We start from the raw sequence: 16448 nt of genomic DNA, 5'->3' as shown, positions 1-16448 counted from the left end.
TCCTTCTTGGCAGGTAGGCAGCGGATTAAGCACTGCCGTCCCAGCTGTGTATGGCCCCTGAAACCCGGACAGTGCCGTACAGCCAAATGTCGGTGCAGATACACTTTCGGCCGATTGCAATCCTGTCCCTGTTTTTTGTTACAGACGCAGGATGAAAGCTTAGGCTGAATACCCCGAGACCAAGTGCCATCATCTGGCTCATCAGTAAGTGCAATCAGTAGTTGCCGCGCAGCAGTCGACATGGTCCGTTTTTGCGCGGTCGGAATCAGGAAAGCTCAAGATGAACACGGCGCAACATTTCGAGTACCACGACGACCCACGCTTTTATCTGCAACTGGCCAAACTGGTATCCAGTACGGGCGACGACACCTTTGCCGGGCACATGCTGCAATTGGTGGATTCGCTGGTGCCCATTCACGGGCTTGGCCTCAGTGAATGGACGCTGGACCTGCGTGAGAGCAGCATCAGTCGTATCAATCCGCTCGGCAGTGCGGGCCTGAAACATGACCCTCCCGGCAGCGAGACCACAGGCCATCCTCTGCTACCCAGCATTCTGCACATGCAGGACCCGTTATTGATCCAGCTCAAGACCCCGCTGAGCGCGCAACTTCCTCAGCACAACACCCACCAGTGCAATCTGGTGTCCAGCCACGGTGAACGTCGGCTGATCATCTGTTTTTATCGGCTGACTGCGTTGCGGGCGTTTTCCCTGACAGAATTGTCCTTGCTCAAGAGCCTCTCCGACACACTGTTGCCGCTGGTCGAGCATCACGCGCAGAGCCTTGTTCAGTCCAGCAACAACGCCACCCGCCTCGAGCCGGAGCCTGGCTCGCTGGATCAGGCCTTCAATGGCAGGCTCGCACAGGACTCGGTCACACTTTCAGCACGCGAGCAGGAAGTCTGCCTGGGCTTGCTGACCGGCGGCACTGTGGCTGAGATGGCGCAGCGCCTCAAGGTCAAGAACAGTTCGGTGGAAACCTACCTCAAGCGCGCTACCGCCAAACTGGGCGTCAGCGGACGACATGGCCTGGCACGGTGGATGGCAGGTGATTGAAACGCGTATGCCATCGTGAATGAACTACAGCGATACGCGCCCATAAAAAAGGGCCACTTAAGGCCCTTTCGCACAGACGCTTGTGTTTTCAATCAACCCGGAAGGCAATCACGCTATCGCCCAGTGTCGTACCGAGCGATCCGTGACCGCCGGCAGCAATGACCACGTACTGCTTGCCGTCGTTGCCGGTATACGTCGAAGGAATGGATTGTCCGCCTGCGGGCAACTCATGCTCCCAGAGCACTTCGCCGTTATTGACGTCATAGGCGCGGAAAAAGTTATCCGCCGTCGCACCGTGAAAGGCCAATCCGCCTGCCGTCACCATCGGACCGCCATGGGCGACCATGCCCATGGGAAAGCCAACCGGAAAACGTCCCTGCATGAAGCTGGTCTTGAGGTTTTTGGTGGTGCCGACCCGACGCATCCATTGGGTCTTGCCGGTCGCGAGATCGACCCCGGCCATGGTTCCCCACGGTGGAGCTGTGCACGGAATGCCAAGGCTCGAGGCGAATCTGGAAATACGGATGGCATAGTCACCGTCGAAGTTCTCGTTCCAGTAGGGCTTGCCCTCCTGAGTGAACAGACGTTTTTCCCGGGCCTGCGCGGGGCGCTTGATCAGGTTGTAGACATACGCCAGACGCACCGGTGCGGCGATCAGCAACTGGCGGTCAGGGTCCACGGCCACCGAACCCCAGTTGAACACGCCTATGTTGCCGGGATAGATCAGCGAGCCTGACTCGGTGGCCGGTGTCCAGGGGTTACCGTCATAACGAAGTGTGTTGTAAGCGATCCGGCAAGCCATCTGGTCAAAGGGCGTAACGCCCCACATGGACTTCTCGGTCAGCACCGGCGGGATGAAGTTAAGTCGCGAGACCGGCTGGGTGGGTGCAAAGCGCTCGCCTTCGACACCGCCCTCGGTGCGCACACTGACCTGATCGACAGGCACGATAGGCTCCCCCGTCAGTCGGTCAAGCACGAAAATGTTGCCGACCTTGGTCGGCAATATCACGGCAGGCTGGCGGTTGCCGTCCTTTCCCAGATCCAGCAGCGAGGGCTGTGATGGGTTATCGCGATCCCAGAGGTCATTGTTCGAGGTCTGGAATTTCCAGCGCAGCGCACCGGTTTTCAGGTCAAGAGCCACCAGCGCATCGCGAAACTGCTCGGTGTTGCTGCCGGGGTTACGCCGAGTGCCGGTTTCGTCGGGCGAAGCGTTGCCGAACGGGACGTACACCAGACCGTTTTTGACATCAGCGCTCAGGGTTGCCCAAGCGACCGGCGTGTCCTGCGGATAGTTCTGGTCGGCCGCTATGGGTTGCGTGTTGTCCGGGTTTTGCGGATCGAAATTCCACACCAGCCTGCCGGTGATGACGTCGTAGGCGCGAATCACCCCGGACGGGTTGCCGTCGTTATAACCGTTATCCATGATCGAGCTGCCGATCACGATCAGATCGCCCGCAATCAGTGGCGCGGAGGTCTGCATCAGCGCGTGCGGTCGGATCGTGCCCATGTTGACGCTCAAGTCGATCACCCCGCCGCTGCCGAAGTCGCTGCACAGGTTGCCGGTGTCGGCATCAAGCGCTACCAGTCTGGCATCTGCAGTCGCGGTGATGATGCGTTTGGCACATTGAGCCGCCTGTTGTGGCTGACCCGTCGAGCTGGAGGCCGCGGAATAATAGCTGACGCCACGGCAGGTCTGATGCTGTTGCAGGTACGAGCGTTTTTTCTCGGGGGTGTATTTCCAGGCCAGTTGCCCGGTCTGCGGGTTCAGTGCATGCACTTCGTTATGAGGCGTACACACGTACACCCGATCGTTGATCTTGAGCGGCGTGGCTTCAAAGGTGTACTCGCCGGCGTCCTTGTCCTCATCACGCAGGTCGCCGGTATGGTATTCCCAGGCCACTGACAGCTTGCCGACGTTGGCCGGGGTGATCTGATCGAGGCTGGAGAAACGCTGGCCCATGTTGCTACCGCCATATGCAGCCCAGTCACTGCCTGCCGAGTCGGCGCTGCGGGTGGTCGCCACGTTGTCGATCCGCCCCTGCTGCGGGTACGGATCGTGAAACATCAGCGCAATCAAGATCAGCAGCATTGCGCCAAGCGTTCCGCCCAGCAACGGGTGAAAACGACGGTTATCGGTACGCGAGCGCGCCTGATAAAGCGGCCGCACTACCCAGGGCATGGCCAGCCACAGGCCGATCAGTGCAAACAGATCGCCGCGAGGGATCCACTGCCATTTGTCGAGGCCGGCTTCGTAGATGATCCAGAGCAGAATCCCCCACATCATCACGGCATACAGGGTAAGCGCCGATTTCCTTTTCAGGAAAACCAGGGTTGCTGTGGCCAGCAAACCCAGGGCAATCACCGAGTAGGCCGGTGAACCGCCGGCAGCCACCAATTGCGCGCCCATGAACAGCAGAATGAGGCTGAGTATCGCGATGACGATACCGGTCACTTTGAGAATCATCTTCCTTGCCCTTTATTGTTATCCGATCTTGCGCAGCGACGCGTTCGACCACGGATTTCGCCCGTAGTGTCAGTTTTTGCGTGTCGCGTCATCCAGGGCAAGGATAGTGTGGGCGTTGGTGACGGTGGTTGCCAGGGTGTTGATCACGCCTGAGCGCAAAGCACCCAGCGTGGCGGCGGCCTTGGTGTTTTCACTGGCGATGGCCACTACATCGGGGATACGAAACAATTCCTGCACGGTCAGGCCGATCACCCGGCCCTGTATGGCATTCACCGCAGGCTTGCCATGAATGTCGATGAAGTCATAGCCCATCATGTCACCCACCGTGCCGGACAACCTGGCCTGAGCGATTTCCTGCGGGGAGAACCAGCCCATGCGCACCATGTTGCTGTTCTCGCTCATGTCACCAATACCGATCAGCGCCATGTCGGCACGCCGGGCACGGTCAAGGGTCGAGCGCACGGTGTCGTTGCTGATCAGAACACTGCGCAGCTCAGGGTTGGCGACCAGCGCCGGGGCGTACAGGCTCTCGCTTTCGCCACCGAAGCGGAGCGCCAGACGGCGGCAGATGTGGTCGGGGTTCATGTACTCGCCCGCCTTGAGCGAACCGCCGATGGCACAGACAAATGTGCAGTTACGCGTCACCGGCAGGAAGACGTTGTCCGCAACCGCACCCACATTGCGGCCCATGCCTACGGCGACGATCATGCCGTCGCCCAGGGTCTTGTTCAGGTAATTGGCAACCAGGCTGGCGACCGCCGAGCGCTGGGTGTCCGGGTCGCTGTGGTCGACTGCAATCAACGCCCTGTCCAGCGCAAACCGCTCGACCAGCGCCATTTCCAGCTCGTTGTTCATCGCCGGATGCTGCAGCACCCGTACTTCGACAATCCCTTCATCGCGTGCGCGTTTGAGCAGTCGGCTGACTTTTGCGCGCGACAGGTCAAAGCGTTTGGCGATGGCTTCCTGAGTGACGTTCTCAAGGTAATAGAGCATCGCGACTTCAGTCATCAGATCGATGTCGCTGGCCATGCGCAGGGTGCTGTCACTCATGTGGACGGGCTTCCGTTTCGGCGTCAAAGGCACATTCTCCCTACTCCCGCCCTGTCCCGTCCACTGACTATTGATGCCCGTCACGCTCTATCGCGTTTATGCGCTCGACCTTGGCGCCGGAGCGCGCGGCTTCGAACTCCGACTCCAGGAACGATTTGACGATGCTTTTCGCCAGTTCCGTGCCGATCACCCGTGCACCGATGGAAAGAATTTGCGCATCGTTACTCTTGCGCGCCCGCTCGGCCGAATAGGTGTCGTGAGCCTGGGCCGCACGAATGCCGAAGACCTTGTTGGCGGAGATGGCCATGCCTATTCCGGTCCCGCAGACCAGCACGCCAAGCCGCTGCTGCCCGGCATTGATCGCTGTGGCCACGGCCAGAGCAATGTCCGGGTAAAGCACCGGTGCCGTGGAATGAGTACCGAAATCGGTTACCGGATAACCCAGCGACTCGATATGGCGCTTCAACAATTCCTTGAGTTCATAACCCGCTTCATCACATCCGATAGCCACCGGGAAAGGTGTGTTCATGGCATCAGGCTCCACTGCCGGGGTCTTATTATCTGACCAAATGTTCAATCGGTGAAATTCCGATCAGCCATTTATGAAACATTAGCCCGGTTCTGTCAAGCAAGTTTTCCAGCGAACGCTGAACAAAAGCTCCTAATCGCCGCAGCACTGCCTCTAAGGCGACACTTCAAAACTTTTATATGAAACAGATTGACTGATCAGAATTTCATTTGGTACACATATGCTCACTGAGCAACGCATCAGCACCTAATAAGAATTCACAGCACGAGGACACGCCAATGGCCAAGCCATTACTGCTCCAGGCTGAACACGTCACCAAGGCTTACGCTGGCATCCCCGCCCTGCGTGACGGGCGTCTCTCATTGCGAGCCGGAAGCGTGCACGCCCTGTGCGGCGGCAATGGCGCGGGCAAGTCCACTTTTCTGAGCATTCTGATGGGCATCACCCAACGTGATGCCGGGACCATCCTGCTCAACGGCGAGCCGGTGCAGTTCAATCGTCCCGGCGATGCTCTGGCAGCCGGGATTGCGATGATCACCCAAGAGCTGGAACCCATTCCCTTCATGACCGTCGCAGAGAACATCTGGCTGGGCCGCGAGCCACGTCGGGCCGGGTGCATTGTCGACAGCAAGGAACTGAACCGACGCACCCGCGCACTGCTGGACGAGCTGGAATTCGACGTCGACGCCACCAGCCCCATGCATTCGCTGAGTGTGGCGCAGATACAACTGGTGGAAATTGCCAAGGCCTTCAGCCATGACTGCTCGGTGATGATCATGGACGAGCCCACCTCAGCCATCGGCGAGCGTGAAGCGCAAATCCTGTTCAAGGCCATCCGCCGGCTTGCCGCCCGGGGCGCAGGCATCATCTATGTTTCCCATCGCCTCAGCGAACTGGCACAGATTGCCGACGATTACAGCATCTTTCGCGACGGCGCCTTTGTCGAAAGCGGACGCATGGCCGATATCGACCGGGCACATCTGGTGCGCGGCATCGTCGGCCAGGAGTTGCAGCGTGTCGATCACAAGGTCGGCCGCGAATGCGCAGCCGAGTGCTGCCTGAAGGTCGAGGGCCTGAGCCGCAACGGCGAGTTCGAAGACATCAGCCTGCACGTGCGTCACGGCGAAATTCTCGGCATTTACGGGCTGATGGGCTCGGGTCGCAGCGAGTTCCTCAACTGCCTGTACGGCCTGACCACACCGGACGCCGGCAGCGTCACCCTGCAAGGCAAGCCACTGCCGGTCGGTCTGCCCAAGGCGACCATTCGCGCGGGCGTTTCGCTGGTCACCGAAGACCGCAAGGACAGCGGTCTGGTGCTCAGTGGCAGCATCCTGTCCAACATCGCGCTGTCGGCTTACCGACGGCTTTCGAACTGGTCGCTGATCGATGCCCGCAAGGAGCACAAGCTGGCCGAAGACATGGTCAAGCGCCTGCAGATCAAGACGACGTCGCTGGATCTGCCCGTCGCGTCGATGAGCGGCGGCAACCAACAGAAGGTCGTCCTCGCCAAATGCCTCTCCACCGAACCGGTCTGCCTGCTCTGCGACGAGCCGACCCGGGGCATCGACGAGGGTGCCAAGCAGGAAATCTATCACCTGCTGGATCAGTTCGTACGCGCTGGCGGGGCCGCCATCGTGGTCTCTTCGGAGGCGCCGGAGCTGCTGCGCCTCAGTGACCGAATCGCCGTGTTCAAAGGTGGCAAGCTGGTGACCATCAGCAGCGATGCCGATCTTTCCCAGGAAGTCCTGTTGAGTCTTGCCTCATGAATGCCAAAACCATTATCGCACCAGCCTCCACGTCTCCACACAGCCGCCTGCGCCTGTCTCTCGACCGTTTCGGCCTGCCGCTGGTGTTCATTCTGTTGTGCCTGGTACTGGCTTTTGCCAGCGAATATTTCATGACCTGGCGCAACTGGATGGACATCCTGCGCCAGACCTCGATCAACGGCATTCTCGCGGTCGGCATGACCTACGTGATCCTGACCAAGGGCATCGACCTTTCCGTCGGATCGATTCTGGCGTTCGCCGGATTGTGCAGCGCACTGGTGGCGACCCAGGGCTATGGCCTCTTGGCAGCGGTCAGCGCAGGCATGTTTGCCGGCGCGATGCTCGGCGTGGTCAATGGCTTCATGGTCGCCAATCTTTCGATTCCACCGTTCGTCGCCACCCTGGGCATGCTCAGCATCGCCCGCGGCATGACCTTCATCCTCAACGACGGCAGTCCGGTGACCGACCTGCCAGAAGAATACCTGGCGTTGGGTATCGGCCGGCTCGGCCCGATTGGTGTGCCGATCATTATCTTCGCGGTGGTCGCGCTGATTTTCTGGATGGTCCTGCGCTACACCACCTACGGCCGTTACGTGTACGCCGTCGGTGGCAACGAAAAGAGCGCACGCACCTCCGGTATCGGCGTACGCAAGGTGATGTTTTCGGTGTACGTGGTTTCCGGGCTGCTCGCCGGCCTGGCAGGCGTAGTGCTGTCCGCCAGAACCACCTCCGCCCTGCCCCAGGCCGGCATGTCCTACGAACTGGACGCCATCGCAGCAGTGGTCATCGGCGGCACCAGTCTGTCCGGAGGCACCGGCAGCATTGTCGGCACGCTGTTTGGCGCACTGCTGATCGGCGTGATCAACAACGGCCTGAACCTGCTCGGCGTGTCCTCCTATTACCAGCAGGTCGCCAAGGGCCTGATCATCGTGTTCGCAGTGTTGATTGATGTGTGGCGCAAGAAAAAACGCTAAACCGGCATGAACGACTGACTACAACAATAACGAGGTTCTCATCATGAAATTCGGTACATCCCTGGCCGCTGTCGCGGCGTTCTCCCTGCTCGCCAGCAGTATCTCCATGGCCGCCGATGGCAAGACTTACAAGATCGGCGCGGCGGTGTATGGCCTCAAGGGTCAGTTCATGCAGAACTGGGTGCGTGAGCTCAAGGAGCATCCGGCGGTCAAGGACGGCACCGTGAAAATCACCGTGTTCGACGGTAACTACGATGCGCTGACCCAGAACAATCAGATAGAGACCATGATCACTCAGCACTACGATGCGATCATTTTCGTGCCCATCGACACCAAGGCCGGCGTCGGCACGGTGGCCAGGGCGATGGAAAACGACATTCCGGTGATCGCATCGAACACCCGGGTTGCCGGCAACAAGGTGCCTTACGTCGGCAACGACGATGTCGAGGGCGGGCGTCTGCAGGCGCAGGCCATGGTCGACAAGCTCAAGGGCAAAGGCAATGTGGTGATCATCCAGGGACCGATTGGCCAGTCGGCGCAAATTGATCGGGAAAAAGGTGAGCTGGAAGTCCTGAGCAAACAACCGGACATCAAAATCATCGAGAAGAAGACCGCCAACTGGTCCCGGGCCGAAGCCCAGACTCTGACTGAAGACTGGCTCAATGCACATCAGAACGGTGGCATCTCCGGGATCATTTCGCAGAACGACGACATGGCTCTCGGTGCCCTGCAAGCGGTGATGTCGCGCAACCTGAAGCCTGCCGATGTGCCGATCACCTCCATCGACGGCATGCCTGATGCCATCCAGGCGGCGAAGAAAAACGAAATCACGACCTTCCTGCAGGACGCCCAGGCCCAATCGCAGGGCGCCCTCGATGTCGCCCTTCGCACCCTGGCCGGCAAGGACTACAAGCCGCAGTCGGTGATCTGGGAACGCTACGCCAAGGACGTCAAATGGGGCGACGGCACCGACAAGAACTACATCCTGCCCTGGGTGCCGGTCACCGATGCCAACGCCGATGCGCTGTACAAGCAGGTCAGCGGCGGCAAGTAACTGGTCTGAGATTCCCGCTTCTGCCCGAAGGGCGTGGGAGCGAACCGGGCGACGCTTCGCTTGTTCGCGAAGACAGTATTTCAAACGACGCATTTTCGGCGGTCATACCGGCCTCTTCGCGAACAAGTTCGCTCCCACGGCCTTCGGCCAGAATCAAAAACTAACGTGTTTGAATCTTCAAAAAAACAGCGCTACAGGAGTCATCTTCATGTCTGAATTCTGGAACAAGGCGTTCGATCTCAATGGCCGTTGTGCGGTCATCACCGGCGGAGCAGCCGGGATTGGCCTTGCCTGTGCCAGCCTGCTGGTCGCACGCGGGGCGCGGGTCGCACTGCTGGACCGTGACCCGGCAGTGGCCGAGGTTGCCGCCGACCTGGGCAGCGGGCACCTCGGTATTGCGGTCGACCTGCGCCGGGTCGACCAGGTCAACAGCACCATCGACAGCGTCTTCGAGCATTTCAAACGCATCGACTATCTGGTCAACAGTGCTGGCGTTGCCATGCTGGACAAGGCTGTCGACGTCAGCGAAGAGGCCTGGGACACGACGCTGGAGATCAACCTCAAGGCCAGTTTCTTCGTCGCCCAGGCCTGCGCACGACACATGCTCGGCCAAGGCAGCGGACGCATCGTCAACCTTGCCTCGCAGGCCGCGGTCATTGGTCTGGACAGGCACGTTGCCTATTGCGCGAGCAAGGCCGCAGTGGTCGGCATGACCAAAGTACTGGCCATGGAGTGGGCACCGCACATCAACGTCAACGCCATCTCGCCCACCATCGTCGAGACCGCGCTGGGCAAAAAAGCCTGGGCAGGCGAAGTCGGAGAACGGGCCAAAACGCAGATCCCGGCAGGCCGCTTCGCCCAGCCGGAGGAAATAGCCGGGCTGGCCCTGTACCTGCTCAGCGACGCCGCCAGCATGATCACCGGCGAAAACGTAGTGATCGACGGCGGCTACAGCATCCAGTAATTCATTTTTCTGTCGTGAGGTTCATCGTCATGTCCACCGTCACCGAACGCACTGCCGAACAACTTTCACCGGTCATACCTAAAACCATGCAGGCCGTGGTCTGCCACGGTCCGGAAGACTACCGGCTGGAAACCGTGGATGTGCCGACTCCCGGCCCCGACGAAATCCTCACCAAGGTCGAGCTGTGTGGTATCTGCATGGGCGACATCAAGACCTATCGCGGCGCGCCCTCGTTCTGGGGCGATGCCGAGCAGCCTCGCTACGTCAAACCACCGATGATTCCCGGCCATGAATTCGTCTGTCGCGTGGTGGCGCTCGGCCCTGGTGCCGAAAAGCGTGGCGTGCAGATCGGCGACCGGGTGATCTCCGAACAGATCGTGCCGTGCTGGGGCTGCCGCTTCTGCAACCACGGACAGTACTGGATGTGCCAGAAGCACGACCTTTACGGCTTCCAGAACAATGTGCAGGGCGCCATGGCCCAGTACATGATTTTTACCAAGGAAGGCATCATTCACAAAGTACCCGACTCGATTGCCCCGGACGAAGCCATTCTCATCGAGCCACTGGCCTGCTCATTGCACGCAGCCGAACGGGCCGATGTCGATTTCGACGACATTGTGGTCGTCGCCGGTGCCGGCACACTGGGCCTCGGGATCATTGGCGCGGTGCGCATGCGTAACCCGAAAAAACTCATCGTTCTCGACATGAAGCCCGAGCGCGCCGCCCTCGCCCTGCGCATGGGTGCCGACGAGGTGTGGAACCCGGCCGAGGTCGATGTGCTGGCGAAGATCCGTGAGATAACCGACGGCTACGGCTGCGACATCTATATAGAAGCCACCGGACACCACAAGGCGGTCAATCAGGGCCTGGCGATGCTGCGCAAACTCGGACGCTTTGTGGAGTTCAGCGTATTCAACGATGAGGCCACGGTGGACTGGTCGATCATCGGTGACCGCAAGGAGCTGGACGTGCTCGGTTCTCACCTCGGCCCTTACATGTACCCGCGCGCCATCGACTTTATCGGCAACCGCAAGATCGACATGCGCGACGTCGTCACGCACAAATTCCCCCTGGCGGAGTTCAAGGAGGCGTTTGCCGTCATGGAGCGAGGTGATAAATCATTGAAGGTGGTTCTGGAACCCTGATCCGCCCGATCCTTATAAAAAGAACACAGGAAATCGCGTTATGAACCGAGTGATAAACGATCCGGACCAGGTGGTCGAGGACATGCTGCGCGGCATTCTGGTAGCGCACCCCGAACTGTCGCAAAGTGAAGGTAACCCGCGGGTCATCAGCAAAACCCGCCCCTCAGAACAAGGGCACGTAGGGATCGTCACCGGCGGCGGTTCCGGTCATGAACCGGCCTTTCTTGGTTATGTCGGTCCCGGGCTGGTGGATGCAGTAGCGGTCGGCGAGATTTTTTCCTCGCCCACGGCCAAGAGCTTTTTCGACGCCTTCCGCGCGGCCGATCACGGTGCAGGCATCGCCTGCCTGTACGGCAACTATGCGGGCGACAACATGAACGTGAAGCTGGCGATGAAAATGGCCGCCAGCAAAGACCTGCAAGTGCGCACCGTGGTGGCCAACGACGATGTGGCCTCGGCGCCGAAAGCCGATATCGCCAAGCGACGCGGAGTGGCCGGGGAAATTTTCATGTGGAAGGTCGGCGGCGCTGCGGCCGCACACGGTTACGATCTGGATGGCGTGATCCGCGTCGCGCAGAAGGCCGTGGATCAATGCCGATCCATCGGTATCGGCCTGACGCCCTGCACCATCGCGGCGGTCGGCAAGCCCAACTTTCAGATCCCCGACGGCAAAATGGAGCTGGGCATCGGCCACCATGGCGAACCGGGTATCGAAGTCATCGACATCGAGTCTGCGGCGGCCATGGCAGAACGCATGCTGGCGCCGATTCTGGCCGATCGGGATTTCAGCGTGGACGACAGCGTAGTCGTGCTGGTTTCAGGCCTTGGAGCAACGCCGGTGATGGAACTCTACGTGTTCTACGCCGAAGTGGAACGCCTGCTCAAGGCCCGGGGCTTGAAAATCCATCGCTGCTACGTGGGCAATTACTTTACGTCGCTGGAGATGATGGGCGTAACCCTGACGCTGCTGGGCCTGGACGCCGAGCTGAAAAAGCTGATCGACCATCCTTGCCGTTCCATCGGCATGACCCAGGCGGAGTGAACCATGAGCGAGCATTTTTCTACGTATCTCCCTACGCAACAAGGCACTCCTATCGTTGCCGACCTGGTGAGCGTGATCGTCGCCAACCGCGAATACCTCAGCGAAGTGGATGGCGCGATCGGTGACGGCGACCATGGCATCAACATGGCCAAGGGCTTCGCCCACTGCGGTCGTACCATCGAAGGCCGCCAACTGAGCCTCGCCGAGGCGCTGGATGAGCTGACCCTGAGCCTGATGGAAGGCATCGGCGGCTCCATGGGCCCGCTGTATGGCAGCCTGTTTATCGGCATGGCCGATCAGGTACGCGGCTGCGAGCAGATCGACGCGGCTGCCTTCGCCAGTCTGCTTCGCGGCGGCCTCACCTCACTGCAGGACATCACCGAAGCCGGGGTCGGCGACAAATGCCTGATGGATACCCTGATTCCGGCCGTCGAAGCCTTCGAGCAGGCCCATGCCCGGGGGGAATCATTCAGCGCGGCACTCGATGCGATGAAAAGCGCTGCATCACAAGGGCGCGATTCCACTCGCGATCTGATAGCGAAGATAGGCCGGGCGAGTCGCCTCGGCGAAAGGTCGCTCGGCGTGCTGGATGCAGGCGCGGTGTCGTGCTGCCTGATACTGACGCAACTGGCGGATTCAGTGCAGCCGAGGCTGAAAGACCGTTAAAGCACCGCACTATCAAAGTTCGAATCGAATCCGCCGCTCGCGGCGCTGTGCTTCCGGCAGCGCCTCGCCGCGCCGGACCGCAGCAAGCAGTTGCTCGACGCCCACATGGATTGCATCGGCAGGCACATTGCACGGTTTGAAACCAGCCGCATTGTCGAGCCCTTCGCGATGCGCCTGAATGATTCTGACGTCCTGTTGAATCACGATGTGCGTGTACAGATGGATGAAAGGACGCAAAATTCTCAATACCCAGCGCGGCACTGGGAAACGATAGGCAATGTAGGTGTAGACGCGCGACTGGCAGTCATCGACAGGCGTGATCTGGCTCACGATCAGGAAGCCTGAGCGTAGCCCCCAGAGGTAATCACAAAACGTCACATTAGGCGCCAGAAAACGATCCGTGTGCACAAGCGGCTCGGCGTCCGGGTTGGTCAGCCACTGCATCATCCCGATCTCGTCGACTTCGTCGTGATAGACAACCTCAATGCTCTGCGCCTTGCAGGAGAGCGTCGCTTCCATGGCTCGACCGCTGCTCGAGCGAAAAATACCCTCGTGAACGAACACGGTGTGCGGCACGTCCAGAAAGTTCTGCACCAGACTGCCGACATCGGCATCGAAGGTGTTGATCATGAAATAGGATTGCCACGGGCGTTCGCCATAGGCAGGCAGCCGGAATATCGGTGTTTCGCGAGCATCGCGCGTGCCGGTGTACACCCAGACCAGGCCATCCTGTTCGCAGACGGCAAAATGGCGCTGCCGGTAGCGATAGTCAGGCGACTTCGCTGCGCCCTGACTGGCGTCTACGCTGGGAATATGCACCACCTGGCCGTTCGCGTCATAGCGCCAGCCATGATACGGGCACACCAGACAATCATCGCTGATTTTGCCGGCAGAAAGCCTTGTGCCACGGTGCACACACTGGTCCAGCAACGCAGCGGGCTGCCCGTCGCGCTGGCGAAACAGAACGATATTCAAGCCGAGTATCCTGGCCCGATGTGGCTTGCCTTTGCGCAGCTGCTTCTGCGTGCACGCTACATACCACTGCTCAAGCGTGCCGTCGTCACGGGTATCGGTTTCACTGATCAAGGTTGCGGACATTCAGGTTCTTCCGTGATTGCAAGGAGCGCGTCAGCCGTGTCCAGACGGCTGATCAATGCACGCGGCTTGACGTCGCCCGCACGAATACCCGTCGACTCTGCAGCGCGCTGCAGCAATTCTGCGAGTCTTTGCGCTCCTCCACAGACGAAACGCATACGCACCGGGCCCAACTGACCCAGCGTGCGCGCATGTGCATAGTGAAAGGAGCGCTGCAGGGCCATTTCAATACTGTTGGCCAACGCATTGCGGCAAATGCTTGTCAGTGTCGTCGTTGAGGTACACAGCAGCACCACATAATGCGGCAGTGCGCTGCTGGAGTCGGGTATCAGGCATGCGCTGTCGGCCGCGTCCATGCATTGCGCAAGGGCTCGCTCGACCAGTTGCTCATCGAGCTTCTCGCCCACCAGGTCACAGGTACTTGCGCAACGCCCGACAAACTCCACACGCGGAGTCCCGGCGAGCTTACCGACTACGCGCACCCGATCACCCAGTGCATACCGGTAAAGACCTGCACCGGTAGTCAGCAGCACTTGCGCGGTTTCACCCATACGCAGGGCGTGAGCTTCTTTTGGCAGCCCGTCATCCCCGATGAATTCCAGATAATGACTGCCTATCGCCAACGGGCAGCCAGCCCCTTCGCCAAACGGGAGGCTGACCACGCCTTCAGTCGCGAATAATCCTTTGGGCAACCAGCTTGCCTGAGGGAAACGCGCAGCCAGTTGCTGGGCGTATACACGACTCGGTCCGTCCATCCAGCAACTTACCGCCGCAAGACGAGGCCACAACTCGGTGAATACCCCATGAGCAAGGGCGTGGCGTAAGGCTTTTTGGCGAGTTGCCGGCAACCTTTCTTCGAGCCAGGCAACTATCTGCCGACTTTCAGGCGATTCAGTGTCGAGCAGTGGCTGTAGCACGCTGGTCAGAAACGTCGGGCTCCACACGCTGATAAAGCTCAGCCCGGCATCTGCAGTCAGGGCGAGCAGCGTTTGCCTGCGCCAGTGCGCCACGTCGCTGGTCAGTTCAGGAATCAGCAATGTCCCGGCCAGTCCGGCGATTGCACTGCCTTGCAGATATTGCAGATCGCTGGCACTGCCGATCGGTATGTCATTGGCCGTCATTGCCGGCTGCTGCAAGGGCGGCGACATGGACCAATACCCGCTGCCATGGCTGATTTCCGGGACCTGGCGGTACATATCCGCCAGCCACACCGTCAGGGAACCCTGCAATTGGCCAAGGAATTCCTGCGTATAGGGGATGTGTTTCTGCACTGCACTATTGCCGCTGCTGCGCTCGAAGAACAACGGCGGACTGGCGGTCAGTATCGGCCCTTGTTCATGCTGCGCACGCTCGATCCAGGGCTGCAATTGGGCATAGGTATGTATCGGTACCCGCTTGCGAAACTCTTCGGAATCGCGGATTCCGGCAAAATCATGAGCTTGGCCGAAGGCGCAGTCACGGCTGGCCGACAGCATCCGCAGCAGTAAGCGCTGCTGAGATTCTTCGGGTTGCTCGAACAGACGCTGCCAGTGATCGAGCGTGACGTAAGCACTGTCCATGAACGAGCGCCACAAGGCTCTTTTCACATCATCACCCGCCAGCATCAAAAGTAGGTCTTGTCGAGCTGGGTCAGATCATCGGGCAGTCGCTGCGGAGGCATGAACACCTGTAGCCAGCCGAACCACAGAGGTCGGGTTTCCTTTGGATTGGATGCCGCGTGCATGTGCTGCCAATGCATCTGTGAATGGCGATGGTGAGTCAGGTTGTAATTGAAGTTGAGGAATGCCCAGCGGACCACGCGTGGCGCCCGCATGTTGTAGGCACCTTCGACGACATCTATCGGGGTGCGCATGTGATAGACCCATTGCAGCGATGACCAGGAAAAACCGAATGCGATATAGGCAATCAGAACCACTTCCCAAGACCAGCCAAGCAGGTAAGCACACGTCAGCCAGACGATAATGCCGGTGATGACTTCCTTGCGGATGCGCCGAAAGTCGCTGATCGAGAAATCCTTGAATGCCGCAGCGTAAGTATTGACCTCACCGCTCTGCGACCATCGATCAGCTAGACGTGGCGGCAGCAAAGGCAGCAGCAGGCTGCCGACGAACGCCGCCAGCCAGATACCGCCGAGCACCGCAAAATAGTATTCCAGCCGTTTACGCAGCAGGGATTCATCCGGCATCGCAAAATCGGCCAGTTCGGCACGTGTGCGGTTCCGTGAGTGGTGCCCGAGGTGATTGATGTGGATCAGCGTCGCGGACGCCCCAAACAGGGTCGAGGCCCAGCACATCATCAGGTAATTGACGGTTTTGTCGCTGTGCGCAAGGCTGTGAAATGCCTCGTGCATCATCGAGAACACACCCTGCATGACCAGACAGAACGGAATCAGGATCAGCCATTTCCATGGACCTGCGCCAGTGTGGGACAGCCAGGTAAGCGTAGCGCCCCAGAACAGCGTCTGAAGCACCAGCACAGCCAGGTTGGCCTTGTCGAAACGGCGTGCCGGGTGAATATCCATATATAACTGCGCCTGAATGACCACATTCGAAAGCCCGGAAGTATACCTGCCCGAGCGCCAGTATGGTTATTCGGCAGTTTCAAGCCTGCCGGAATCTGGCACACTGCGCACTTTGATATCACGG

14 protein-coding genes are annotated in these 16448 nt (G+C 59.6%); 8 read left to right on the top strand and 6 right to left on the bottom strand.

What is annotated here, in order from left to right; all coding sequences use genetic code 11:
- Positions 1-280 precede the first annotated feature (280 nt).
- The gene (locus LIX91_RS07970; RefSeq protein ID WP_003416665.1) at positions 281-1054 is read left to right on the top strand and encodes a helix-turn-helix transcriptional regulator; all 774 of its coding nucleotides are present in this window, start codon (positions 281-283) and stop codon (positions 1052-1054) included.
- Between the two features lie 88 nt (positions 1055-1142).
- Here the strand turns inward: LIX91_RS07970 and LIX91_RS07965 are convergent, their stop codons facing one another.
- The 3 genes from LIX91_RS07965 to rpiB form a co-directional block, all read right to left on the bottom strand.
- Positions 1143-3518, bottom strand: coding sequence for a glucose/quinate/shikimate family membrane-bound PQQ-dependent dehydrogenase (locus LIX91_RS07965; RefSeq protein WP_003416664.1), 2376 nt, complete (start codon positions 3516-3518; stop codon positions 1143-1145).
- A 69-nt stretch (positions 3519-3587) separates the two neighbouring features.
- Positions 3588-4568, bottom strand: a complete 981-nt coding sequence (locus LIX91_RS07960; protein ID WP_180301181.1) for a sugar-binding transcriptional regulator — start codon at positions 4566-4568, stop codon at positions 3588-3590.
- Between the two features lie 67 nt (positions 4569-4635).
- Positions 4636-5097 (bottom strand): ribose 5-phosphate isomerase B, encoded by a 462-nt coding sequence (rpiB, locus tag LIX91_RS07955; RefSeq protein ID WP_003395470.1) that lies wholly within the window; start codon positions 5095-5097, stop codon positions 4636-4638.
- Between the two features lie 278 nt (positions 5098-5375).
- Here rpiB and LIX91_RS07950 point away from each other — a divergent pair, with 278 nt between their 5' ends.
- The 7 genes from LIX91_RS07950 to dhaL all read left to right on the top strand — a co-directional run bounded on the left by LIX91_RS07950 (position 5376) and on the right by dhaL (position 12708).
- A complete protein-coding gene (locus LIX91_RS07950; RefSeq protein WP_226488292.1) occupies positions 5376-6863 on the top strand; it encodes a sugar ABC transporter ATP-binding protein in 1488 nt (495 codons plus the stop codon).
- Entirely contained in the window at positions 6860-7837 is a 978-nt protein-coding gene (locus LIX91_RS07945; protein WP_003416658.1) for an ABC transporter permease, read from the top strand. The genes LIX91_RS07950 and LIX91_RS07945 overlap by 4 nt, the downstream gene beginning before the upstream one ends.
- 43 nt (positions 7838-7880) lie before the next feature.
- Positions 7881-8891, top strand: coding sequence for a substrate-binding domain-containing protein (locus LIX91_RS07940; RefSeq protein WP_226488291.1), 1011 nt, complete (start codon positions 7881-7883; stop codon positions 8889-8891).
- A gap of 208 nt (positions 8892-9099) precedes the next feature.
- Complete coding sequence (locus LIX91_RS07935; RefSeq protein WP_044312811.1) at positions 9100-9855, top strand: SDR family oxidoreductase; 756 nt, start codon at positions 9100-9102, stop codon at positions 9853-9855.
- A 29-nt stretch (positions 9856-9884) separates the two neighbouring features.
- Entirely contained in the window at positions 9885-11000 is a 1116-nt protein-coding gene (locus LIX91_RS07930) for an erythritol/L-threitol dehydrogenase (RefSeq protein ID WP_004417774.1), read from the top strand.
- Positions 11001-11040: 40 nt separating this feature from the next.
- Positions 11041-12042, top strand: a complete 1002-nt coding sequence (locus tag LIX91_RS07925; protein ID WP_046270115.1) for a dihydroxyacetone kinase subunit DhaK — start codon at positions 11041-11043, stop codon at positions 12040-12042.
- A gap of 3 nt (positions 12043-12045) precedes the next feature.
- Positions 12046-12708, top strand: a complete 663-nt coding sequence (gene dhaL / locus LIX91_RS07920; protein ID WP_226488290.1) for a dihydroxyacetone kinase subunit DhaL — start codon at positions 12046-12048, stop codon at positions 12706-12708.
- 12 nt (positions 12709-12720) lie between these two features.
- Here the strand turns inward: dhaL and LIX91_RS07915 are convergent, their stop codons facing one another.
- From LIX91_RS07915 to LIX91_RS07905, 3 genes are read right to left on the bottom strand one after another with little or no spacing between them, the layout of a single operon-like run.
- On the bottom strand, positions 12721-13806 hold the full coding sequence (locus LIX91_RS07915; protein ID WP_003416648.1) for an aromatic ring-hydroxylating oxygenase subunit alpha: 1086 nt from the start codon (positions 13804-13806) through the stop codon (positions 12721-12723).
- Positions 13791-15407, bottom strand: coding sequence for a GH3 auxin-responsive promoter family protein (locus LIX91_RS07910; RefSeq protein ID WP_180301182.1), 1617 nt, complete (start codon positions 15405-15407; stop codon positions 13791-13793). The genes LIX91_RS07915 and LIX91_RS07910 overlap by 16 nt, the downstream gene beginning before the upstream one ends.
- Entirely contained in the window at positions 15407-16324 is a 918-nt protein-coding gene (locus LIX91_RS07905; protein ID WP_003416644.1) for a fatty acid desaturase family protein, read from the bottom strand. Before LIX91_RS07905 ends, LIX91_RS07910 begins: the two co-directional genes overlap by 1 nt.
- Between the last annotated feature and the right edge of the window lie 124 nt (positions 16325-16448).

Source organism: Pseudomonas sp. B20 (assembly GCF_020515755.1).
In the GTDB taxonomy this organism is placed as follows: Bacteria; Pseudomonadota; Gammaproteobacteria; order Pseudomonadales; family Pseudomonadaceae; genus Aquipseudomonas; species Aquipseudomonas syringae.
Note: the sequence above shows the minus strand (reverse complement) of the source record. Positions and strands in the feature narration are given on the sequence as shown.

Bases quoted from the DNA above. Each gene is read 5' to 3' on its own strand.
- LIX91_RS07925 (WP_046270115.1), top strand. From the start codon at position 11,041: ATGAACCGAGTGATAAACGATCCGGACCAGGTGGTCGAGGACATGCTG.
- dhaL (WP_226488290.1), top strand. From the start codon at position 12,046: ATGAGCGAGCATTTTTCTACGTATCTCCCTACGCAACAAGGCACTCCT.
- LIX91_RS07910 (WP_180301182.1), bottom strand. From the start codon at position 15,407: ATGCTGGCGGGTGATGATGTGAAAAGAGCCTTGTGGCGCTCGTTCATG.
- LIX91_RS07945 (WP_003416658.1), top strand. From the start codon at position 6,860: ATGAATGCCAAAACCATTATCGCACCAGCCTCCACGTCTCCACACAGC.
- LIX91_RS07935 (WP_044312811.1), top strand. From the start codon at position 9,100: ATGTCTGAATTCTGGAACAAGGCGTTCGATCTCAATGGCCGTTGTGCG.
- rpiB (WP_003395470.1), bottom strand. From the start codon at position 5,097: ATGAACACACCTTTCCCGGTGGCTATCGGATGTGATGAAGCGGGTTAT.
- LIX91_RS07970 (WP_003416665.1), top strand. From the start codon at position 281: ATGAACACGGCGCAACATTTCGAGTACCACGACGACCCACGCTTTTAT.
- LIX91_RS07905 (WP_003416644.1), bottom strand. From the start codon at position 16,324: ATGGATATTCACCCGGCACGCCGTTTCGACAAGGCCAACCTGGCTGTG.
- LIX91_RS07960 (WP_180301181.1), bottom strand. From the start codon at position 4,568: ATGAGTGACAGCACCCTGCGCATGGCCAGCGACATCGATCTGATGACT.
- LIX91_RS07965 (WP_003416664.1), bottom strand. From the start codon at position 3,518: ATGATTCTCAAAGTGACCGGTATCGTCATCGCGATACTCAGCCTCATT.
- LIX91_RS07950 (WP_226488292.1), top strand. From the start codon at position 5,376: ATGGCCAAGCCATTACTGCTCCAGGCTGAACACGTCACCAAGGCTTAC.
- LIX91_RS07930 (WP_004417774.1), top strand. From the start codon at position 9,885: ATGTCCACCGTCACCGAACGCACTGCCGAACAACTTTCACCGGTCATA.
- LIX91_RS07940 (WP_226488291.1), top strand. From the start codon at position 7,881: ATGAAATTCGGTACATCCCTGGCCGCTGTCGCGGCGTTCTCCCTGCTC.
- LIX91_RS07915 (WP_003416648.1), bottom strand. From the start codon at position 13,806: ATGTCCGCAACCTTGATCAGTGAAACCGATACCCGTGACGACGGCACG.